Consider the following 21,264-nt stretch of genomic DNA (forward strand, 5'->3'; position numbering starts at 1 on the left):
TCCTCCTATAGTTGCTCCAGCGGCGGCGGTTCCTTCACGCCGTTCTGGGCCTTGATCGTGCGGACTTCGGCTTGCTTGTACTCGCCGAACGATGGTGCCTGAATGCGATCGAGGAGCTGCTGTCGTTCAACTGCCCAGGCTTGCCGTTCAGCGTCTCGAGCGTCGATGCTCTTCGCTAGTAGCTGATGCGACTCTGTGACCATATCGGACATCCGACGAAACCTAGCATCGCCGCGGATCTCTGAAACGATAAACAACGCAAGTAAAAGCAATGCTTCAACGCTTAGGCTGTATATCAATACGTCTTTAATTGTCACAACATCTTCATTCCCTTCCGCTTGCTTGGCTTGTTAAGCCGTTCTATGTTCCTACGTACGCGTGCCTCCATGGTGTTGTCGACCGGCTTAGGCTCTGGCTTCGTTGGCAACGTACGCATGATACAGAAGTATCGAATTGCATCCGGTGCGTGGGTCAACTCATGCGGCTCTGTGGCAACGTCGTTCGGGTCCTTCTCATCCTTGAGTACAGAAGGGATCGTCCGGATGGCGTTCTTGCAGTTGTCGAAGAACCGGAGCCGCGCCGTCTTCACGAGCTCGCCAGTCTGCTCGTCCTGCATCTCGAACGGTGTCAGCCACTCCTTCATGTTCAACCAACCTTGCACGCGCTCATTGCCTGCCTTAATCAGCGTGATGCCGTTCTCCTGGAAGATCTCAGCCGCGCTCTTACCCGTATCCTGCCTGCGGTTCCACAGATCAGGCGGTGCGTAGGTTAGCTTGATATCCTCGATCGTCATCTCGGTCAGCCGCTTAGCTGCGGCGCTGATGATGAGATTCGACTCGTATACCTCTTTGTACACGTAGGCGAATCCCTGCCGGTCGATTGCGATCCAGTAACCGGCCAGCATATCGAGGCCATAGTCTAGCACCCTGAACCGCTGCCAGTCCGGAGGGATGACGAAAGACTTAATGACATGCACGTCCTCGCGGAACTCCTCGAAGTAAGTCCCGCCTGGCAGGCCATACTCCCCGAGGCCAACGACCTTGAACCGAGCTGGGTTAGTGCGTTCCAACTCTTCGATCAGCCGTCTATCCGCATCATCCAGCCACTCGTTGCATTTGTACGTGGTCGTGAACCGGTCGGCGTCCGGATCTTCCTGATCCCAGAATCGACGTTTTGTCCAATGGCTATCGATCCAAGGGTTGTAGCTGAGCGTCAGCTGCTTGAAGTACCCTTCTGGCATGTCGCCCCGGATCGACTCGTCGAAGGTCCGGAACTCTTCCTCGTCTGCGATTTCGAACGCTTCCTCCACCCATGCCCAGCAGAGAACGCCAACATCTACCGTGATCGACGTGATCTTTAACGGGTCGTCGAACCCACGAAAGAGGATCTTCTGACCGGTCGGTAGATACTTTCCCTCTAGCGGGCTCTCCGTGAACTTCCACAAGTGGTATACCCCAAGCCGCCGGGCCGCCCACTTGAGTACTGCGAATGTCGAGTCCTTATTCGTATTGGCCGTGTTCCGGACGACAACCGTGTTCGCCAGCGGGTACTTCATCATGTTGTAGATGTACCATAGCGCCACGGTCCGCGACTTCTTCGAGGCGCGGCCACCTTTCAGGACGCGATACCGTTTGCGCGATCGCCAGAACGAGCCGTAACCGCCGCCAACGACCTCGGCCAGGTTGATTTCGCCCATGACGATCACCTCGATTCGCTAGAAATGGATTGGGGCGTAAACGCGAGAAAAACGGAGAAAACGAGAGTTCGTGTTCTCTGCCTTGCTGCGCCTTAGAACAACCTTCTGACACATGCAAAAGCACCGATCAAAAATAGCTAATCGGCGCTCACGGTCAATTTTGGCGATATTCGATGTGTTAAGGCTTTGTACTTTACGACAAAATACGCGCTTTGTGCGGATGTCAGTCCAGAAGCTGCTCCTCGCCCTTGAAGATGACCATCTCCCCTTCGATCTTCAACTTGTCGTTGAACATGCCGAGGTGGCGCGCCACGAGTTCGAGTGCTTTCTGCTGATCCTGTAGTTTGATCTCGATACCGGCCTGCGTCGATTTAACGCCTGCATACAAGAGCTTAGCTGACTCGCTAACGTCGCGCGTGTCGGCCATATGGAGGTCAGCACGACCCTCGCCCCGGCACTGCGGGCACTTAGGATGCGGGCGCTCGAGCTTGTCGTAGCCGTAGCCTCCCTCGTTTGTAGGTAAGTTAGGCTCTCGGTTATTAGCTAGCGCGTCGTCTCTCTCCAGTTGCACGGCCGCCGCGTACTCAGCCTCGTCTCGCCAGTGGTAGGCGTGATCGATACCGAAGCAATGACGGCAACATAGGCGGCGCAAGTGGACAAGCTCGTTCGGATCCGCCGTCGCGATAGCCCATAGACGTTGCAGCACCATATCCTGAGTGATCTCGGTTCGATGCGCGCGATCAGCCTGCCGCTTCTGCAGATACTCCTGCACACTAGCATTTGCTAACAGCCTCGCTGCTTGTTCATTCGCTGTCTTCTCGCTATACCCAGCTCGCATAGCCGCTTTTGTCCCGTTGAGGTCTTTAAGATATTCATCAGCAAACTTTTTTCGTTTTGCCGTCAGCTTATTCGCGCTCATCGTTATCACCTCGCTCCATCAAGATTGATCCTGTCGTTCTGTACCTTCGCCCACGCTAACGCCCTCGGAATGTCGAAGTCGCTGCGGCCGTAACACGTAATCAGCAGCATTACATCGCCCGTAACCTCGAATACCCACCAAACTCCGTCGATCTGCACGAACTCTCTCTTGCGATGACATTCGCCGCTATTCACGACTTGGGTCACATGCTCTCTGAGTCTTGTCCGATCGATCAGCTCGACGCGCTGACAGTACTGCTCGTAAGCGTGATCGGTCATTCTGACTGTTAACGCATCGTCCATATCTCCTCTCGTCCTCTCGGGTAAATAAAAACCGCGCATCGCGATCGGGCTTACCCCGGTCCCTTTGATGCGCGGTTACCTTCGCCACCTCCTGCAATCCATACAGAAAGGTGCCTTGAGCCTTGTAATGCAGAATGGGCAACCGCCTAACCCATATAGTGGATTGTCAGTTACCCATTTCGCCTCAATACCATATTAACACGGGTTGACATGGCCCAAAAGGTACACATAGGGGTACTCACAACGGTACAACTTTTAAATAATTAGCTTTTCAAACTCTTCTATAGCTTTTTTTCGCCAACGCTTGTAAGTCATTTCGACGACCGAAAGCGCCTTGCATATGTTTTCTACGCTGAGGCCTTCGATGTATTTCAGCCGCAACAGTTTTTCATAGTCCGGCTTTAACAGCTTCAACTCGGCCAGCACGTTATCAATCCTTTTGATTTCCGCCTGCAGATCCTGATACTCTGCCAAGCGCTCTAGAACAGCGTCTATGTCGTCTCGGATCTCGTAACCACGGGCCGCTATAACCTTTGCGATCTTCTCGCGCAACTCTTCAAGCAGTTTGTCATCCTCTTCATCAGCACCGACTCGCGGAATAGCTCTCTGCTGACTACGAATTCCCGTTGGGTATCTGCCACCAAGATACGCATGTGCTGTTGTCTCAAGTTTCTGCTCCTTGCTAGACAGGTACTTATAGCTCGGCAAATTACGCAGCCGGCGGTGTAATTCCTGCAGCTGGTCGTCTTCGTTTAGCCGGCTGACGGTGATGCCCATGCCGACGCTATACGTCGACAGCACATTTAGTCTTGCTTGCATTTGTCTATATTGCATCAGCTGTTCGATCATGATGTCTACCCCTCCAGTTTATACAGCCTTCTTCCGACTCTCGAAAACTTCCTCCAACCATTCAACCATCATCGTCATTTGCTTAATTACGAGGCGATTGTCGTCATACTTCCTGCACAAGTTGCCTGCGGAATCCGCGGCCCACTTCCAAAACTCGTCGCTATCCATACCGTGCATGGTTGCAGCGTGATTGGCTTGTCCGATCCAAGCTAGGACATCTCCAAAAACCGCGTTATAGTCCATCGGCTACAGCTCCTCAATGCGAATGTAAATGCCGGGCATGGCTGCCCAAAACTTCTCAATGATCTCACTGGCGACGATGGCATCGTCCTTCCAATACCCGAGATCAGTCATGATATCGAACGGCAACTTGTTCAGATTGTGCGTGTCAGGTTTCGTCGTTTTCCACTCCCCGTCATAGTGCTTGCTGCCATCAGGGATGGGAAACAGCCATTTGACGATCACGCGCAGCGCTCCAGTGTATTTCTTATCCGGCACATGTTGTCCCAGGTGTGCCGTTAGCTTAGCCCGCGCCGCCTTCAAGTCATCCGGTTCGTAGAACACTGGCTTACCGTTCACAACCGCAACCTGTTTTTCTTGATGAGTAGCTGTCGGCGGTTTCATCGGCATGAAGAACTCTGTCGTCATGCGGTCGTCACCTTCTCCCATTTTATTCCACTTGCGCGTTTATAAATGTCAGGGGGAGGGGGAGGGGCGCTTGCGTCACGCCCCTCCCTATCCCTATATATTTATATATAGGTGTCCCCGCCTCCGGGCGGCGAGCACCATGACGTATCAAATCCCCGCCGCAATTCCGCCGCAAAGCAACGACCATAAAAACGAATAACCTCCGTGCGGCGGCGACCATAAAATGATGATTTCCCCGCCGTTTGGCGAATTTTATTGCGGCGGCGTTAATCATGGTCGCCGCCGTTGTCTTTCTTGACCACTACGAAGCCGTTATTCTTGTCGATCATGAAACCGAATTTCGCCACCCAATCCCGAATCGTCCGTTCAGCCACTTCTTTGCCCGATGACGAGAACCATTCAGTGAGGTCCTTAACTGTTGGAGGCTCGCCCATATTGCAGTTCGCTACCGCGTCTTCGAACTCCTCGGCCTTGCTCCGCCGTTCCTTGCCTGCCTTGTCCTTGCGTTTGCCGGCCGCACGCTGCCACGGAGCTGCTTCTCCTTCCGGATCGATGTCCTTCAAGCTGCCTACGTCGTCGACGCGATGGATCGGATACTGGAACCACATATTGACCGGCGCAAACTTGGCGTACTCCCGCAGCGTGCCTTCTACGCGCCACGCCGAACGATTACGGACGGCCTGCAGTACGCGTTGAATCTCTTCCTTCGCGGCCGCCTGCTCCGTATCGTAGATCGCCCGGCGTGCATGATCTTCCATCGCCTTAGCGCTCAGCTCATCATCCTGGGATACAGAATCTCGCAGATATGTCGGATTGTGCTGCTCGAAGTAGCGACGATAGACCGAGCAGATCGCCTTGTTCTCTTCCTGGGCGAGCAGCGCCTCGGTCACGTCGAGCTCCACAAGGTCAATCAGCGCGTCCGGGTCGCGGGCGAATACGCCGCTGCCGCTCGCGCGGTCCATCGATTTCTTGCCACCTTGCGCGCCTTTAGAGTGATGATGACAGTAGATGACGGAGGCGCCTAGCTCCGTAGCGATCTTATCGAATTGGTTCGTGAAGTGCGCCATTTGATCGGCGCTATTCTCGTCGCCCGTCAGCACCTTATAGATCGGGTCGATGATGATGGCGATATAGCCCTTCTTCTGCGCCCTCCGGATCAGCTTTGGTGCCAGTTTGTCCATCGGTACGGACTTGCCACGGAGGTTCCAGATGTCGATGTTCGAAATGTTCCGCGGCGATAGTCCCAGTGCCGTATATACGTCCCTGAACCTATGCAAGCAGCTAGCGCGATCGAGCTCGAGGTTGACATACAACGCCTTGCCTTGAGTACATTGCCACCCTAGCCATTTGACTCCCTCAGCGATGGCAATGGACATCTCAATCAGTGCGAATGACTTCCCTGCCTTAGATGGTCCGGCAATTAGCATCTTATGGCCCTGACGTAGCACGCCGTGAATGAGGGGCGGCGAAAGCTGGGGAAGATTATCCCAGTAATCCGTCAGGCTCTCCGGATCGGGCAAGTCGTCATTCACGCCCTCAATCCATTCGTACCACTCGGACCAACTCGCTTTACCGATACCTGTGTCCACGATGAATTGTTTCTTACCGTTCCGCTCGACGCCAGGCATCCGCGACAGCCGCGACGGGTTACGATTCTGATTGTCGATGTTCAGGCCGTTCTTTTTGCATACGTTGTACAGGTAATCGACGCGCTTACGGTACTCGTCGTAGTTTGGAGCTTCGACGCGCACAATGGCGTGAAGACTCTTCCCGCCGCTGTACACCATAACGGCGATCGGCAGCTCGAGCTCGCGCATGATCGCGTTTTGCTTCTCGATGTCCATTGTGTCGGATTCGACGAGAGCGTAACGAAACTCTGTCACGTTCTCGTTCTTCACGCCTTTACCGTCGAGCGGGTTGAAGCGGATCCACGCGCCAGCTTCCGGATTGTAATCGCCTAGTACGGAGCCAAGGTCGCCCCCACATTGATTTAGCCGCTGAATCAGCTCGCCGGCCGTCCGGTCCCACGCGCCCTTCGTCGGCAAGTATTTGCCGTCGTCATTCTGCCAAGTGTCCGTGACGTAACCGACGTTCTCGGATGCCTCGAACAGCGTCGACAGGTACGTCGTAAGCTGCTGGACCGGATTCCAGACGGACGGTTCGTGGATTTCCTTGCCTTCGATCCAATTGCGGTCGACCACGACGTAGTCGCCTGCGATCTCATCGTCCCATCCCAATTCGTGGTCATCCCGATCATCCCGCGTTCCTCGCGGCAACCATCCGCCGTCTTTTGCCATCTGCGTGATCGTAGCGCCAGTGACCGGCTTCCCGGTTCCTTCGAAGCTTGTCCACTTTCGGAAGCATTCGCCGGGTTTGTATCGGCCGCCGTCGCGTTTGCTCCAGGCATCCCAATCGCTGGCCGTGTAGCCCTCATATTTCAGGGCCATGCCAACGTTAACCCATTCCTGATACGACAGCCGGACCGGGTCTACGTACTCTAGCAATGCTATGAGGTCTACTTTTCGTTCCATCACTATTTTCCTTCCGTAAGGAGTTCGGGGTTGTCGTGGATGTTGCCGATGACTTCGCATCGTTCCGGATCAACAAGATCCTCACCTTCATATCCGAAGGATTCATTCCGCAACCAGTATTTAGGGAATCTGTCCATCACAACCGCGTCGTTACACTTCGCATATTGGTAATCGATGTAGCCGTCTTCATCGATTGTGTGTGAAATGACTCTTTCGTTTATCAACCATTGCTCGAAGTAGTCGATATCGTTTATATTGTCGAAACCATGCTCGATGATCTGTACGATATCCCCCTCGTATATCTCCTTGCTGTTACGATCTTTGAGACTGGTGTATTCACCGACTGTTTCGGGATCGACTGAGAATTGCGGAATGCTGTTTGCGAAGACATTCTGCGGAATGATATATAGGCCATATGGAGTCTTAACGAGATTTCCGATAACCCATCTACCATCATCCGAACATTTTCCCCTGAACTTTATATCACGCATCTCCGCGCCCCCTAATAGACGGTTGATGAAATAATTGTGGGAAATTCCGTTGATTCGTTGATAATGTCGATGATCGATGCGAGTCCAGGCTGATCTTCAACGTGAATGAACTTTCGATTCCACTCTTCCGGATCGGTGATCTCTGTGACATCGGATTCCTCGTCTAAATCCTCTCCGTACAGTTCTTTGTAATATTCGCGGCACTCTTCTTCGTCCTTTGCCGCAAACCGATGCGTTTCTCCGTCTTCGACTAAGAATATCTTGACGACCGGAGCTAAGAACCCTTGCACCTTTCCTGACGGGCTTATTACGAATCCGGGGCAGGCGTCGCATTTGTATCCTTGTCCGTCCGGGCGTTCAAAAGATAAATCCCCGAGGTCATGATGCTTTCCGCATGTCCAGCAAACGTTAATGAACTTGGTGTTCTTCGTTATATCACCCATCTGCTTCCCCTCCAGCCGTCCCCTTTTGGAATGATTTGCGGAAATCATGAGCGACAACCATCATTTCCGCCATCTGCAATTCAAGACGTTTTATGCAGTTCTCCAAGTAGCCAAACTCATTCCATGCGTGATTGTTGGGATTTGAATAAGATTGTTCTTTCGTGTTCTTCCAAATGAATCGAAGTTGCAACGCCATGTTATCTATCATTTCTTTTGCCGATTCGTACTGCTCTAAGAGTTTCGCATATCCTTCATGTGTGCTATTCATTCGGTGTACCTCCATCCGTAATGCCTGGTATGGTGATGCCAATATACCCGAATGCCTCAGCGATGAAATCTGCTACATACGCGCGTCCGGCATTCGTTTGACGATCACATAGTTCCCGCACCTTCTGTATTCCTATTAATCTATCAACTTCTGGGTTGCATAAGCACATATGATGCGATCCCGGACCGCTATACCCTACGTCTCCAGCCTCGGCGGGGTAATATCCCTTACCTCCACATTCCTCGCATCCTGTATCCTCTGTATGTTGGGAGAGGGCTTCGCGAGCTTTCTCGCCACCGTCATCCCATACAGGCGGGTTGTGGACTTGATAATCGCCACATTCCGGAAACTCGTAGTTCTCTTTGTCTGCGTACCACGCTAGCGCCTCCCGCAGTCTTGCTTCGGGTTCATAAACTGCCTTTTTCCAATCAGGCCACTTGTCTACCATATTCTTTGCTGCATTTAGGACGATAGCATCTCGAAGTTTTTGAACCATTCGTTCAATGGTTCCCTCAAGGTCACCTTCCGTCGTTAGGCTATCCCACAAGATAAGCGCCTCCGAAATCGCCTCCCGCAGTCTTGCTGCTTCTCCTTGGTTGGATGAGCTGTGCTTCGCAATGTCCGCATACAGTCGGCGCGGGTCCTGTCCTGCTTTTACAAGAACGCAGAACTCGTATGGGTGAAACTCTGCCGGATGATTCAGCAGCATTCCGCAAGCTTGGCAGTGTTTATTGATCGCGCTCATTGCGGTGCCTCCCAATTCCATAGTCCTTGCTGCCCTTTGGCGGGGATAGGATTGTCTAGCAACTTAACGTTAGTCAATTCCCACGCAAACCGTCCGTTATAATAACCGCCGAATGCAAATTCATCCGAATCCCTAGGAACCCATACCTTGGTCACTCCGCCCAACATGAGCACAGCGTCGCCCGTGTGATCCTCGTGAACTTCATAGCATTCAATTAGTTCGGCGGTGCAAACAACACTACCGACAGGCATTTTCCCGATGGCTCCTGATTCGATATTGAGTTCTTTATAATAGCGATTCATGATGCGGATTTGATCAGCTTTCGGAAGCGTGCGAAGCACTTTAACCGGCTCTGTTTTACTTGCATGAATTGCGATCGTCCCACGGTAATTTGTTTTCCATCCGCGCGTTTCGAATTTCTTTGCTTCAATGGCGATCAGCGTCGCCCAAGGCTGATGTATGGATATGGCTTTCATGGGTTAATTGGCCTCCTTCTCGGAATTACTTACTTAAGGTAATAGGTTTGTTTCCCAACGTACTGGCAATATGACCATTCCAACATCGCGCCTTTGCTTAACTCGTAATCAGGCAGGAATGCCACAACATTCGCGCTGTCCAACATCGCAAAACATATCCGCATATAATCTCCACTTGTCATTCCTTCAGGCAACACCGCAGGCGAGATTACCGTAAAGCCCTCATGTTGCAACCGTTTTTACGCTTCTTCAAACTTTCGCTTGTAGTTTTTGTCTCCCGTTATCTTCCCTGCCAAATATGCTTTCATATCCGTTTATCCTCTCCTAGAAAAGTAGTATTTGCTTCTCAAAGACTTGAAGGGGCGGCGGAAACCGATCTGCGCGGAGATGTAGGCAGGCTTTTCCGCTCTTGCTTGCTCCAGCCTTTGTGAATCCGGCAGCGTGAAAGCATCCGCCGTTTAGGTGTTTTCCGACGTACGTTATCATCCCATCCTCCGGGGGTGCGCCCCATTCCTGCCGAGTGATGCCGAGCGCCAGCATGATGAGATGCGAGGAAATAAACGGCCCCTCATTCCGGAATATCGTACACTCCCACGCTGCCCAGCCGTCGTCCCGGATACCGTCCCATGTCACCCATAGCGCTTTTTCGTCTTGGCTGAGGAGTACGAGGTTTCGACCGGGGCGGCAGAATTGATTGCTGCCGGGGAGACTGGCGAGTATAATGCCGATCCGCGAGAGCGAGCGCTCGTTTGTCTCCTTTGTCGATCCGCTCCCAGTACATATCCCTATATCCTCCTTGGGCTAAAATTGAATTGTTGGTTGTATGATCTTCGTCCGGCGCTCGGCTATCTCTACATATTGCGGACCAATCTCGATGATTGTCGGAATACGTCCTTGCTCGATCGCTACCTTGTAGACTGTCCCGCTTCCTCCGAACGGATCGAGTACCGCGCCTCCAACTGGAGCGCCGGCCAATATTCCCGTTACAGCTATGTCTTCCGGCATAACCGCAAAATGCGCTTCGCTGAATTGGGCGGTTGGTACGGTCCATACAGATCGTTTGTTTCTGTTTTTTGGGACTTCGAATGGTGCATCTTCGTCTCTTAATGCCGAGTTCATAGGATTATTTATTACTCCCTTAGAACCCCTTACCGTGAATACAGCTTTCATCGCTCTGCTCGGTCTACTCCCGCCGTTCGCTCTCTTTGAACCACCTTGGGATTCAATATTTTGATTGATCCGGGAGATTGATGACTCGGACAAAGACTCCGTGATCGCTTCCTTGTCGTAGTAATACTTCTCCGACTTGGATAGAAGGAAAACATATTCATGCGCTTTCGTCGGTCGATCCTGGACGCTCTCTGGCATTGGGTTTGGCTTGTTCCATACGTTGTCCATCCTCAAGTACCAACCATCGGCCTGAAGCGCGAAAGCCACTCGCCACGGAATTCCGATAAGGTCCTTCGACTTCAGTCCTGAATCGAACCCCGAGTACGAAAGCGATCCGGAAGTTCTTGCCTTTGATTGCATCGGTTTTTCGCCGATAACGCCGGAACCATCACCCCAACGACCTTTATTGCTTCCCGCGTAGCTGTCACCGTAGTTTAGCCACATCGTCCCGTCATCCCGCAGCACTCTCCAAACGAGTCGGAAGACGTGAACCGAATGCGCGACGAACATCTCCGGCGTGGGTTCCAGTCCGAGGCAGCCTGTCCATGCCGGAACCGTGATCGGCGGAAGCCCCGGCATCGGCGTGTACGTTATCTCCGGCCATTCGCTAGGAGTGATACCGTAGTCACGAAGGCCCCAATATGGTGGGCTTGTGACACAGGTATAACATGACTTCGGTTTAAGTGTTGGGAGGACATGGAGATTGTCCCCTTGTAGAATTTGCGAAGTTTCTATGTCCGCTCCCTCCTTAACCAATTGTCGATGACCTTTATCGCATACATAATCGGGAATATTTGTAAAGGGTTCACGGCATTCCCGAGAGCTTTCAGCCGCGGCGCACGATCCTTCACTCCGACTGCCACCCTCGGAGGCTCCCAATCTTGCTGAGCTTGTCCGAGTAGTGCGGGCTGGGGATATGTGGCGATGAACTTGACTAATTCGTCCAATGGATTTATTCCGTTTCTGTCCATCCAGGAGGAAAGCACATTAGGATTTCTACCCATTCCGGATTGAGTTGACCAGCCAGTGAATGAAGATGCACTTGCGTTTGTAGATGTGTCGATTTCTCGATTGGTCGACCACTTGTCCTTGCGGTCGTTCCCATGATTGCATCGCTTGCTTTCGGTGTCGGCCACATCTTTCTTACTGCTCCAGGAAGACCGTGTCGAACATCGTCCGACGACACACTCCCTCGTTTCTCCGCATCGTTCGCTCTCGGAGTAGGCCATAGAACTGCCGTTTGCAAATCCTGCCCCCCTTCTCCGTGGGTGCTCGGCCCTGTTGAGTTGTTCGCCTTCGGAGTTGGCCACATACCCGCCTTCCATTCCGCGATGTCCGTCCGTAAGCTTTTCCCCTGTCCGCCGCCGTGACTTCCCACGGAGTCGGCCGCGCTCGGAGTAGCCCAGAATGAAGACCCGCTCTCGGAGGTTTTTCGCGTCGACAGCCGCAGCCGGAAACACATATACTTGGACTTCATATCCGATGTCTTCAAGGTCTTTACAGATACGGTAGATGAGCATAATTTCCGCTTGTGTAAATATACTTTCGAGATAGTCCTCTTCCGGCGTGCGATAATTGGTGCGACTGACCACGTTAGGCGGCCCATCTGGCTCTGCCATACTGAGGAGCCCAGCAACATTCTCGCCAACAAACCAAGGGGGCCGTAGTTCGGACAATACGCGTACAACTTGCGGCCAGAGATAGCGGTCGTCGTCAGTCCCCCCCCGTTTCCCGGCGTGGCTGAAGGGCTGGCAGGGGAATCCGGCGGAAACAATGTCAACTGCTCTAATTCCAAGGCGTTCTGCCTCCTCTCTCGTTACGTTATGGACGTCGTCGATAATAGGGACGTCCGGCCAGTGTTTGCGGAGTATTTGTTGTGCGAACGGCTCACGCTCGCAAAATAGCAATGATTCCATTCCAGCCCAATGGCCTGCAAGATCTAGTCCGCCGATGCCGCTGAATAGGCTGACATGGTTCATCGCGGATATACCGTCTTCCGTTTGAAATTGATTTGAGTCGTCGGAATCTTCCGATTTCTCCGCTCGTATTCTTCCTTTGCTGCGCATACATCCGATAACCGGGCTTCGCGATCGGACCCCATGACGACCAATAACTCTTTATCAGTGGCCCTCTTCCAATTCATACAGTCACCCCTAGTCCAAGCAAATTCCCTTCGTAACTCGCTCGATGTCACCATCCGTTGCGCGCGTTACGATGAATGGCTCGCCTTTAACCCAAATAATCGTTTCTTCATGCTCTTTAAGCTCGGTAAGTTGGTCAATGATGCTCACGGAGTTACTATCTCCCCTCGATATTCTCTAGGATTGATCCCCTCAGGTACTCGCCAACCATTTGCCGCGATGCGATCGATAAGCTTCTTGGCAGATTCGAATGACCAAGTTCCCACGTGCTGGAATCCTCGACCCTCAAGGAAACGAATCTGTTTTGGCGTTGTGAGTCCTTCTGTACGTCGTTTATCCAAGCGCTCGAGCAGCTTCGTTGCTTTGCCGGCATTGTCTACTTGATTCGGGAAAATTCCAAGCTTCTCAAGTGTCTGCAGTTGCTTTTCACTCGGCGGGCTCATCTCCCATCCAAACGACGGTACGTAGCTCGCCAAGTCTTCGGCTTGGATAGACATCTCGAATTGCAGAGGGTCTACCAGCGCACGCTTGCGACGTTTCATCTCTTCAAGTTGTTTGGCGAGCGCTTCTTCGCGTTGAGCGATAACATCCTCAGACGCCTGCTTCTCTACTGCTTCAAGATCGAGAGCAATGCCAGACTCCTCGATCTGCTTGGTCATGACCTGGGCGATCTCGTCGTTTTCTGCTATCAAGTGAGCCGGATGGCATAGCTCATGTCGCTCCGTATGCCACAAGAAGTCGAGCAACAAGAGCTCCGTCTTTCCGGGATATAACCGGGTTCCGCGCCCGACCATCTGGCTATATAAGCTACGGACTTTCGTCGGCCGCAAGACAACGACGCAGTCGACGCTAGGGCAATCCCATCCCTCCGTTAGGAGCATGCTGTTGCACAATACGTTGTATTTGCCGGCATCGAAGTCCGCAAGGATCTGCGCCCGGTCCTCCGAATCTCCATTGACTTCCGCAGCCCGGTATCCGAGCGAATTGAGGATGCCAGTAAATTTCTGACTCGTCTTGACGAGTGGGAGAAATACAACGATCTTACGATCGGGCGCGACGCGTTTCATCTCCTGCGCAATCTGCTCGAGATACGGATCGAGCGCGGTTCCAAGGTCCCCGGACGAGAAGTCCCCGCTCTGTTGCTTGACTGCTGATAAGTCAATCTTGAGTGGAATGGTCATCGCCTTGATTGGGCTGAGATAACCCTCTTTAATCGCCTTGGGCAGCGAATATTCATAGGCCAAGCTCTCGAAGTACGATCCGAGATTCCGCATGTCGCCGCGGTCCGGTGTGGCCGTAACGCCGAGGACATTGGCCGAATCGAAATGCTGCAGGACGCGCTGATAGCTGTCGGAAATGCAGTGGTGCGCCTCGTCAACAATGATCGTGTTAAAAAAATCGCGGCTGAATTGCTCCAGCCGCTTCTCACGCATCATCGTTTGTACACTACCGACCACAACGCGATACCAACTGCCGATCGAGGTCTGTTCTGCCTTTTCCGTCGCGCATTTCAATCCGGTTGACTTCTCCAGCTTGTCAGCTGCCTGGTCCAGCAACTCTCCGCGGTGGGCGAGGACGAGTACGCGCTCGCCCTTCTTCACCCGATCCTCGGTAACCTTAGAGAAAACGATCGTCTTCCCGCAGCCGGTAGGAAGGACGAGCAGCGTACGTCGCACGCCGCCCTCCCATTGCCGCTGGATAGATTCCCGCGCCTCTTGTTGATAGGGTCTAAGTTCCATCGGCGCCCCCTAGAATTTTCCCGGCGTATACCCGCCGCCCTGAGTGCCTGGGAATGGAGCCTGATGGCCGGGAGAATCATCCTTCGCATAGAAGGTCTTAACATTGTTGTTGGTTTTATCGCTGCCGTCGTTTCCTTTGAATTTGTTAATCTCCAGCTTCAACCGACCGCGGGCACCAACTACCGCTTGCCAATTCATGCGGAGCGGCTCGCCCTTCTTCTTCTGGCCGATTCCGGCGAAGAAGTTGGAGAGCAGACCTTCCGTCTTCGTATGCAGGAACAGATTATGGAACACGACTACGTCGCCGTGCTCTGGCGAGTGGACCGTCAGCTCCAACTTCGCCTGATTGCATGCCGGCATCTTTTCGCTTCCAGCGAAACGGCTCCGTTCGAACTTGGATACCGTGAAGTTGTAGTCGCCTGCCGGAAGAACGATGAACTCGCCGCCGTCCTTTTGAATCTCGTCGTCCCAACCCAATTCGCGTTCAGTGCTCATGTGTGTATCCTCCTGGTGTGTTTAGAATGGCAGATCTTTTCTTGCTTGTTCGATCATGCTGAAGACTTGCGGCCATGCACTTACGAGCACGCCATTGATGAAATTAGGATCATAGTTCTCGATCGGAGTGTCGTAAGGGTAGTACCCCTTTTGGCTTACCACGAGTTGTATGTCCGTCTCCTTCACCTGATGTTCAATCATCAAGTCACGAAGCGCTTGAGGAATCTTCGGATTCAATTCGCCAGCCGACGGCGTGTTCGCTACTGCTTCAGCTTTTTGAACTTGCTGTAGACTCGGTGTCGCAGCTGGAGCTTGCGTCGATAGAGCTGGAGGCTGTTCCTGTGTAGGCGACTGCGATGCAACTGGAGAGGTAAATATATGCGCGATATGGCTATAGTCCAATGGGAAGTCGTCAGGAAGTCCGTGACGATTCTTCGCGTCCCACGCAGGATGATGTGTAGCGTAGACTGTACGAGCGCCGCCTTGGGCTTTGTTCTTCTTGCCCTTATCGTCAGTAGCCACGCTGAACGTCTTGTAGTTGATGAAGAGAACCATGTCAGCCCATTCTTTCACAAGCGGCGCCGTGCGCGATCCTGTCTTCTGTCCGAGTTTGAGCTGATAGCGGTCGTACGCACCCATCTCATCCGGTTGCTCGAACTTGATGATCTGAGCATGGGCGATCAATACAACGTGGATACCGGACTCGACAATGTCACTCAGGAGGTTCAAGAACCTCCCGATTTCCTCCGCCACGTAGATGTATCCCTTACCATAGCTAAAGTCCTCTACGCCGGCTTTGTTGTGCGCCGCACAGATGCTGTTTACCGCCAGCATCTCTGCCCAGTCGATCGTATCGATGACGAGGGATCCGAAACGGCCATTCTGTTGCTTAACCCATACGACTTGCTGACGAAGCATTTCCCAGCTCGACGGCTTCGGCAACCGGTCGACATCCATTTCCGTTGTCGATCCTTCGGTATCAATGAAGATCGGCCGCGGGAATCGGGCCGCGAACGACGACTTGCCGATCCCCTCTGGTCCATAGATGACAACTTTCTTTGCCTTAGCGACTTTACCGCTGATGACTTCCATTTAAAACTCCCCTGCCTTCCATGTCGGTCCAGCGTCAATCTCTCCAGGAGGCTGCTGAATTTCAATTCCTTCCTGTCCTACGACATAACCGTCCTCGATAATGATCGAGCACTCTTCGCCGGTGCTGACACGAGTAGCGATGGCCTGCAGTCCCTCTTGCTCCAACCAGTCGCCGAACTCGGCCAGCGTCTTCATGTCCATCTGCTCAAGCTTGTCCAGCAGGATAAAACCGCATTGTGGCTTGAGACGGCGTACGATCGACGTGGATACGATAAGCTGCTCGCTGCCGCTCATATTGTCCCAGTGCTGTCCGTTATAGGTCAGCTCGCCGTCTTGTACGGAAAGACCAGGCAGCGGCAATTGTGAGCTATTCAGCAAGTCAGACTTCTGCTGACGAACTGCATTAATTTCGGTCGTCAGCGCGTCGTATTGCTGACGATATTCGCTGGCGTCTGTTTCGGCTTTGTCTTTGTCGAGGTTAGCCCGTACCTTACGGTTGATATCGTCGATCTGCTGGATGTTAGCCTCGAGCTCAGCTGTCGATTCGTCCTGTAGATCGAGCGCGTCTTTTTGAGCAATAGCCAAGTCCTCCTGCAGGCCGGTATACTTGGATTGAGCGGCATTAAGCATGGCCGTTAACCGATTCACCTCGAGACCCTGTTGCTCGAAAGCGGATTGGATTTCGCGAACTCTCTGCCGCTTCCGCTGATTCTCGCCGTTCTTCGCGAGAATAGCTTGCTGTTGCTGGATCAGTTCCGAGGCAGAAACCGGATCTTTCGGAGCGTCCGAGAAGTAAGGTTGTTCCTTGGCGAACTTCGCTTTCTGATCCGCGATCTGACCGATGGCATGGCGCCGGTTGTAAATTTCCGACTCTTGTTTCTCTAGCGCCTGAAGCTTGTCCCCGACGCCGATGATACGTAGCAGGATAGCTGCCTTTTCCCTGCTCGTAGCGTTAATGAATTTTGGAAGATCGATCGCCAACTCCTCGACGAAGCTATCGAGTAACTGCTGACCACCCTTTTTGCCGTTCGGGTCGATGACCTTAAGGTCGCTGTTCTTTCCTTTGCGCTCCACGATCAGCCCGTTAGACAAGACGATATGGAGATAAGGCGGAACGACCGATCCTTCACGATCCGGCTGAGACGGCTTATATTTGTTACCGCCGAGAGCCCAAGCGATGGCGTCTAGAACGCTCGTCTTGCCTTGTTTGTTGTTGCCTCCGACGATTGTAAGGCCGGCCGCTGTCGGTTCGATTTTGACCGCCTTGACGCGCTTAACGTTTTCGATCTCGAGTTTGCTAATTTTGATGCTCATCTCTCTACCTCCACGGCGTAATCGTTAATGCAATGAGAACAAGCCTTTTTGTCCGGCGCACCCGGGAATGGTTTAAGGAATTGTTTGTCCACTCGCTGGCCGCAAACTTCGCACTCCGGTTTAAGTAGCACGATAACTGCGGAACGCAACCGCGTCTCGAGCTTGCGAGCTGGGCGCTTCTTCTCCGCCGCGATCATACGCGAATCCCCGTAATGTCGAAGAATACGTCAGAGTCGAAGTTCGGCAGCGACTGGACCGCGATCCGTTCCGGATTACCGAATTCTTCGTTCCAAAGCTTCGCCCAAGCTTCCTTATAGTCGATCCGGTTGCCTTCGTCGTCCACTACGCGTAGCTGGCGTGCCGCCCGCATACCTGGATGCCAGAGCAGCTCGGCGCGGCAGATTTGAGAAGGCTTGTTGAACAGCATGAACGGTTGTTCAATAGAGCAAAACGTGCCAGTAGACCAGTTACAAGAATTGAAATCGCCCGCGTTGTTGTGGCCCGCGTTGCGGTGGCCCGCGTTGTAGTCGCCCGCGTTGTAGTCGCCCGCGTTGTTGTGGCCCGCGTTGCGGTGGCCCGCGTTGTAGTCGCCCGCGTTGTTGTGGCCCGCGTTGTTGTGGCCCGCGTTGTTGTGGCCCGCGTTGTAGTCGCCCGCGTTGCGGTGGCCCGCGTTGTAGTCGCCCGCGTTGTAGTCGCCCGCGTTGCGGTGGCCCGCGTTGTTGTGGCCCGCGTTGCGGTGGCCCGCGTTGGAAAGTCCGGTATTGCCTTTTCCGCTGTTCGCCAGCTCGAGCATCTCTGCCCAACTCAGCTCGCGGGCGATCCGGATCACGTTCGTCGCGGACTTGTCGCCGTCGGTTACGACTTCACCAAGCGCTTCGATCTCGGCGACTCGGTTATCTGGATCAAAGTCGTAATAATTGAAGCAATCGGCGACCTTATCGCAGAAGTGGAAGCCGGATCCGCAGACGCGCAAGTGGCCTTCCAGCGTATACGTCTTGCCGACCTCGTACTGGAAGTCGCGGCATGTCCAATCACGATTGAAAACCTTGTAGCCTTTTACTGGTTCCGTCATGCGTGAACACCCCGGCTTTCAGCAATCTCGGAAACGCAGCTCGTGCAGATCAGCTTCTCGCGGATAACCTTAACGTCCGTCATGCTGCCGCAGAACACGCAGCCGGGCTCGTATCTGCGGAGAACAATTTGATTACCGTTAACGAAAATCTCCAAGGCCGTTCCCTCGGGCAGGTCCATCGTCTTGCGCATCTCCATAGGGATAACCACGCGCCCAAGTCCGTCGATTTTACGTACAATGCCAGTAGCTTTCATAAAGATCCTCCTTGCCCCTGCCGCGTCGATGCGGTATGATGGGGTTGAATAGTGTTGTCTTGCGGCCTGATCGGATCCTACCCCGATTAGGTCGTTTTTCGTTTCATCTGCCTCGTGGAATCACTAGGATTCGATAAGGCTCCAACATGCCCCACTTGCCAGTTGGGAGCCAATTTCTTGTTAGTCGGCTTGGTTTTAACTCTCTCCATGCTCACCCCTTTGGCTCCGTTTCTCCAGCCAGCTTGCGACGTCTTGCTTCTCCCATATCGTTGTTCATCTCCCTCTCAGATTTTCTTGTCGAAATGCCGATCATCTAGCTCACTCTCTGCCTGCTTGTCCGACTGCTTAGCGATCGATGTTATCGCCATCATGACTACGCCGAAGATTGTTCCAACGAATACGCCAATAATGAACCAGCTACTCCCGCTCATGACGGCACCAAGATCGCGCCGTTTAGACTGTAGTCCAGCCTTACACGCAGCGGACGCTCCAAGCGTTTGACAAGCGGCTCGGACTCCGGAACAGCAGGCATCCGATAGAATGACGGACTATACTGCGCTTTCGCGTCACCTTCATACGCTACGAGTGTGCCGGTAAGGTCCGGCATTGCGTTAACTGCTTGCATCCTTGTTCACCTCCTTAGCAGGGTTTACTCTCTTTCTGTCGAATATTGGAAATTGACCAAATTCACTAAATCAATACAGGAGGGTACCTATGTCTGTCCATGCTGTTAGCTTCCAACTGTCTGGAACTGGTTCATACCCAGCATTTTTTAACGACATCAGAACTTACGAGTACTGCAAGGTTCACGAAACGCTTTGGCTTGTTGGATTGCCTGGAGACAATGAGAACGATGTCGTCTACAACTTCTTGCAAAAACACATTACGAACAATGATTTTCTCGTCGTGATCAAAGTCGACGGTGATCGCCTAAAAAAGATGCAAGGTTGGGTTAAGCCTCAGGTATGGGCATGGCTTCGCGCTCAAGCGTAATACCCGACACGTGATCGCCTCTTATGAATTGATCATGAGTACATCTTTCCGATTCATTCGAAGCCTCTGTTGCCGCAGAGGTTTCTTTGTTGTTACCCTCCACGGTCACCGCGGCGTTAAGCTTGTCCGCATCCTCTTGCGCGAACTTCTCAGTAATCCACAGCGGCGATGGTGCGCGCTCGTTCTTCTTGGTGTCCCATACGCAGAGGAACGTGGTACCGTCGAGCTGCCAGGGTCTTACTTCGTAACGCGGTTTGATAGGTAGTCACTCCTTCTGTTGGGCCACAAGGCTTGTCCTTCACACAGCTCCTAACGGGAGCTGCTTTCTACTTTTGGGACGAGGCTGTATTTATTGCCGGTCATTGCCTCCGCCCAGATCAATTTACATTGAGAGGGGAGGTTGGTCTTCATCGGGTCGATCTCAACCAACTTCCCCTCAACTTCAAAAAAATGGCCGCCGATTCGTAACTTTGGACGCTCAGCGCGTTTCACGGCAACACCTCCTGACGAAACATATGCAGAACGGATTGTCCGAGTTTACTGATTAACAGCCCGCTGTTCTCCTAAGCTAAACTTAGGATTTGACTCAAAAAAAATGATTGCGCTTACCTCACACTCAAGTGCTTGCGCTACCCGAACCGCCTCGCGTATTTTCATATCAGACGGTTTAGCTTCCCACTTTGCATACGTGCTTGGATGGACTCCTATTGCTGCCGCAATATCCTGTTTATCCAAGTTCTTGTATGCCCGCCACTCCCGCAAGGTTTTCCTGATTGCCTCCATTGCGCCTAACACCTCCTTCCGGTGAACCTATCTTATCCTAAGTTTAGCTTAGGTGTCAATAGGTTTAGCTCCAATAAATTACACTTCATCTAAGTAAATTTAGATTTGTTGTTGTAAACTTAGATTACACGTGCTACAATCAAGAAAAAATGTTAGGGGAATAACCGTGAACACCATTACTTTCTCAAAAAATCTAAGAAAATTTAGATCAATGAAGGGTCTTTCTAAGACAGAGTTAGCCAAGAGAGTTGGTGTGTCTGATGTAATGATAGGATATTGGGAATCGGGCAAGAATGAGCCTCGGATGGGGAAAGTTGAAATGATCGCTGATGTATTAGGCGTGTCAATAGATGATCTGCTATTCGAGGAAACTCCCTCCGGTAACAACTTGCCTCCAAATGCTATACCAGTCAAGGGGAAGTCGTGGGAAGTCCCATTATACGGGTCTATTGCAGCCGGGGTTCCTCTCGAAATGCTTCGAGTTGAAGAATATATAGAGGTACCTGAAGCGATTGCCGAGAACCATCCAACTGCATTCTTGCTCAAGGTAAACGGGGACAGCATGAACAAAATCGTTCCAAATGGAGCATATGCATTAATTGACCCTAGCGAAGAGGTTAATAACGGAGATGTTGCAGCAGTGGCAGTTAACGGACAAGACGCTACACTTAAGCGGTTTTACCAACTTCACAATACGATCGCGTTAGAACCGGACAGCTACAACCCCGAGCATGTCGCAAAGTTATACGACTCAAATAGCGAAGATTCTGCGAATCTAAGATTAATTGGAAAAATGGTTTGGTATATGTCTCCTGTCAATATCAAGTATTAAATTCTGGAGGG

Annotated in this window: 27 protein-coding genes and 1 pseudogene; 2 read left to right on the forward strand and 26 right to left on the reverse strand. The window is 52.4% G+C overall.

Annotation, left to right across the window (positions count from 1 at the left end):
* Positions 1-5: 5 nt before the first annotated feature.
* The 24 genes and pseudogenes from COHPA_RS24245 to COHPA_RS0106750 all read right to left on the reverse strand — a co-directional run bounded on the left by COHPA_RS24245 (position 6) and on the right by COHPA_RS0106750 (position 19,270).
* On the reverse strand, positions 6-203 hold the full coding sequence (locus COHPA_RS24245; protein ID WP_051421804.1) for a hypothetical protein: 198 nt from the start codon (positions 201-203) through the stop codon (positions 6-8).
* Between the two features lie 110 nt (positions 204-313).
* On the reverse strand, positions 314-1,696 hold the full coding sequence (locus COHPA_RS24250) for a PBSX family phage terminase large subunit (protein ID WP_027085412.1): 1,383 nt from the start codon (positions 1,694-1,696) through the stop codon (positions 314-316).
* A gap of 223 nt (positions 1,697-1,919) precedes the next feature.
* Positions 1,920-2,615, reverse strand: a complete 696-nt coding sequence (locus tag COHPA_RS0106620) for a terminase small subunit (RefSeq protein ID WP_027085413.1) — start codon at positions 2,613-2,615, stop codon at positions 1,920-1,922.
* Between the two features lie 5 nt (positions 2,616-2,620).
* The gene (locus COHPA_RS0106625; protein ID WP_027085414.1) at positions 2,621-2,917 is read right to left on the reverse strand and encodes a hypothetical protein; all 297 of its coding nucleotides are present in this window, start codon (positions 2,915-2,917) and stop codon (positions 2,621-2,623) included.
* Positions 2,918-3,172: 255 nt separating this feature from the next.
* Entirely contained in the window at positions 3,173-3,766 is a 594-nt protein-coding gene (locus tag COHPA_RS0106630; protein ID WP_027085415.1) for a DUF1492 domain-containing protein, read from the reverse strand.
* 18 nt (positions 3,767-3,784) lie between these two features.
* Positions 3,785-4,009, reverse strand: a complete 225-nt coding sequence (locus COHPA_RS0106635; RefSeq protein ID WP_027085416.1) for a hypothetical protein — start codon at positions 4,007-4,009, stop codon at positions 3,785-3,787.
* A 3-nt stretch (positions 4,010-4,012) separates the two neighbouring features.
* Positions 4,013-4,414, reverse strand: a complete 402-nt coding sequence (locus tag COHPA_RS0106640; RefSeq protein ID WP_027085417.1) for a RusA family crossover junction endodeoxyribonuclease — start codon at positions 4,412-4,414, stop codon at positions 4,013-4,015.
* 266 nt (positions 4,415-4,680) lie between these two features.
* A complete protein-coding gene (locus COHPA_RS0106650) occupies positions 4,681-6,945 on the reverse strand; it encodes an AAA family ATPase (RefSeq protein WP_027085419.1) in 2,265 nt (754 codons plus the stop codon).
* Positions 6,946-6,947: 2 nt separating this feature from the next.
* Entirely contained in the window at positions 6,948-7,436 is a 489-nt protein-coding gene (locus COHPA_RS24255) for a YopX family protein (protein WP_027085420.1), read from the reverse strand.
* A gap of 11 nt (positions 7,437-7,447) precedes the next feature.
* Complete coding sequence (locus COHPA_RS0106660; RefSeq protein WP_027085421.1) at positions 7,448-7,879, reverse strand: hypothetical protein; 432 nt, start codon at positions 7,877-7,879, stop codon at positions 7,448-7,450.
* Positions 7,872-8,147, reverse strand: coding sequence for a hypothetical protein (locus COHPA_RS0106665; RefSeq protein WP_027085422.1), 276 nt, complete (start codon positions 8,145-8,147; stop codon positions 7,872-7,874). Before COHPA_RS0106665 ends, COHPA_RS0106660 begins: the two co-directional genes overlap by 8 nt.
* Positions 8,140-8,892: a hypothetical protein gene (locus tag COHPA_RS0106670; protein ID WP_027085423.1), complete on the reverse strand. Its 753-nt coding sequence runs from the start codon at positions 8,890-8,892 to the stop codon at positions 8,140-8,142. The genes COHPA_RS0106665 and COHPA_RS0106670 overlap by 8 nt, the downstream gene beginning before the upstream one ends.
* A complete protein-coding gene (locus COHPA_RS0106675) occupies positions 8,889-9,368 on the reverse strand; it encodes an ASCH domain-containing protein (RefSeq protein WP_027085424.1) in 480 nt (159 codons plus the stop codon). The genes COHPA_RS0106670 and COHPA_RS0106675 overlap by 4 nt, the downstream gene beginning before the upstream one ends.
* Positions 9,369-9,397: 29 nt before the next feature.
* Positions 9,398-9,676: pseudogene (locus tag COHPA_RS26420) on the reverse strand (DUF4406 domain-containing protein).
* A gap of 493 nt (positions 9,677-10,169) precedes the next feature.
* Positions 10,170-11,294 carry a DNA-methyltransferase gene (locus COHPA_RS0106690; protein ID WP_245590286.1) on the reverse strand — a complete coding sequence of 375 codons (1,125 nt, stop codon included), beginning with the start codon at positions 11,292-11,294 and terminating at the stop codon, positions 10,170-10,172.
* A complete protein-coding gene (locus COHPA_RS24260) occupies positions 11,270-12,604 on the reverse strand; it encodes a DNA cytosine methyltransferase (RefSeq protein WP_245590287.1) in 1,335 nt (444 codons plus the stop codon). Before COHPA_RS24260 ends, COHPA_RS0106690 begins: the two co-directional genes overlap by 25 nt.
* A gap of 87 nt (positions 12,605-12,691) precedes the next feature.
* A complete protein-coding gene (locus tag COHPA_RS25800) occupies positions 12,692-12,829 on the reverse strand; it encodes a hypothetical protein (RefSeq protein ID WP_169733250.1) in 138 nt (45 codons plus the stop codon).
* Positions 12,826-14,418, reverse strand: coding sequence for a DEAD/DEAH box helicase (locus COHPA_RS0106710; protein ID WP_027085429.1), 1,593 nt, complete (start codon positions 14,416-14,418; stop codon positions 12,826-12,828). The genes COHPA_RS25800 and COHPA_RS0106710 overlap by 4 nt, the downstream gene beginning before the upstream one ends.
* A 9-nt stretch (positions 14,419-14,427) precedes the next feature.
* On the reverse strand, positions 14,428-14,913 hold the full coding sequence (locus COHPA_RS0106715; RefSeq protein WP_027085430.1) for a hypothetical protein: 486 nt from the start codon (positions 14,911-14,913) through the stop codon (positions 14,428-14,430).
* Positions 14,914-14,934: 21 nt separating this feature from the next.
* Entirely contained in the window at positions 14,935-16,005 is a 1,071-nt protein-coding gene (locus tag COHPA_RS0106720) for an ATP-binding protein (protein ID WP_027085431.1), read from the reverse strand.
* On the reverse strand, positions 16,006-17,319 hold the full coding sequence (locus COHPA_RS0106725) for an AAA family ATPase (RefSeq protein ID WP_027085432.1): 1,314 nt from the start codon (positions 17,317-17,319) through the stop codon (positions 16,006-16,008).
* 193 nt (positions 17,320-17,512) lie between these two features.
* Positions 17,513-18,391: a DUF7666 domain-containing protein gene (locus COHPA_RS0106735; protein ID WP_027085434.1), complete on the reverse strand. Its 879-nt coding sequence runs from the start codon at positions 18,389-18,391 to the stop codon at positions 17,513-17,515.
* Positions 18,388-18,645 carry an AbrB/MazE/SpoVT family DNA-binding domain-containing protein gene (locus tag COHPA_RS0106740; RefSeq protein ID WP_027085435.1) on the reverse strand — a complete coding sequence of 86 codons (258 nt, stop codon included), beginning with the start codon at positions 18,643-18,645 and terminating at the stop codon, positions 18,388-18,390. Before COHPA_RS0106740 ends, COHPA_RS0106735 begins: the two co-directional genes overlap by 4 nt.
* 427 nt (positions 18,646-19,072) lie before the next feature.
* Positions 19,073-19,270, reverse strand: coding sequence for a hypothetical protein (locus COHPA_RS0106750; protein WP_027085436.1), 198 nt, complete (start codon positions 19,268-19,270; stop codon positions 19,073-19,075).
* A gap of 89 nt (positions 19,271-19,359) precedes the next feature.
* Between COHPA_RS0106750 and COHPA_RS0106755 the strand changes: the two genes are divergently transcribed.
* Positions 19,360-19,638 (forward strand): hypothetical protein, encoded by a 279-nt coding sequence (locus COHPA_RS0106755; protein ID WP_027085437.1) that lies wholly within the window; start codon positions 19,360-19,362, stop codon positions 19,636-19,638.
* 309 nt (positions 19,639-19,947) lie between these two features.
* On the opposite strand, the gene COHPA_RS0106760 is transcribed toward COHPA_RS0106755, so the two are convergent.
* Positions 19,948-20,130 (reverse strand): hypothetical protein, encoded by a 183-nt coding sequence (locus COHPA_RS0106760; RefSeq protein WP_027085438.1) that lies wholly within the window; start codon positions 20,128-20,130, stop codon positions 19,948-19,950.
* Positions 20,131-20,175: 45 nt separating this feature from the next.
* Positions 20,176-20,421, reverse strand: coding sequence for a helix-turn-helix transcriptional regulator (locus COHPA_RS0106765; protein WP_027085439.1), 246 nt, complete (start codon positions 20,419-20,421; stop codon positions 20,176-20,178).
* A 166-nt stretch (positions 20,422-20,587) separates the two neighbouring features.
* On the opposite strand from COHPA_RS0106765, the gene COHPA_RS0106770 reads away from it, so the two are divergent.
* Positions 20,588-21,253 carry a helix-turn-helix domain-containing protein gene (locus COHPA_RS0106770; protein WP_245590288.1) on the forward strand — a complete coding sequence of 222 codons (666 nt, stop codon included), beginning with the start codon at positions 20,588-20,590 and terminating at the stop codon, positions 21,251-21,253.
* Positions 21,254-21,264 lie beyond the last annotated feature (11 nt).

This window comes from Cohnella panacarvi Gsoil 349 (genome assembly GCF_000515335.1).
Lineage (GTDB): Bacteria > Bacillota > Bacilli > Paenibacillales > Paenibacillaceae > Cohnella > Cohnella panacarvi.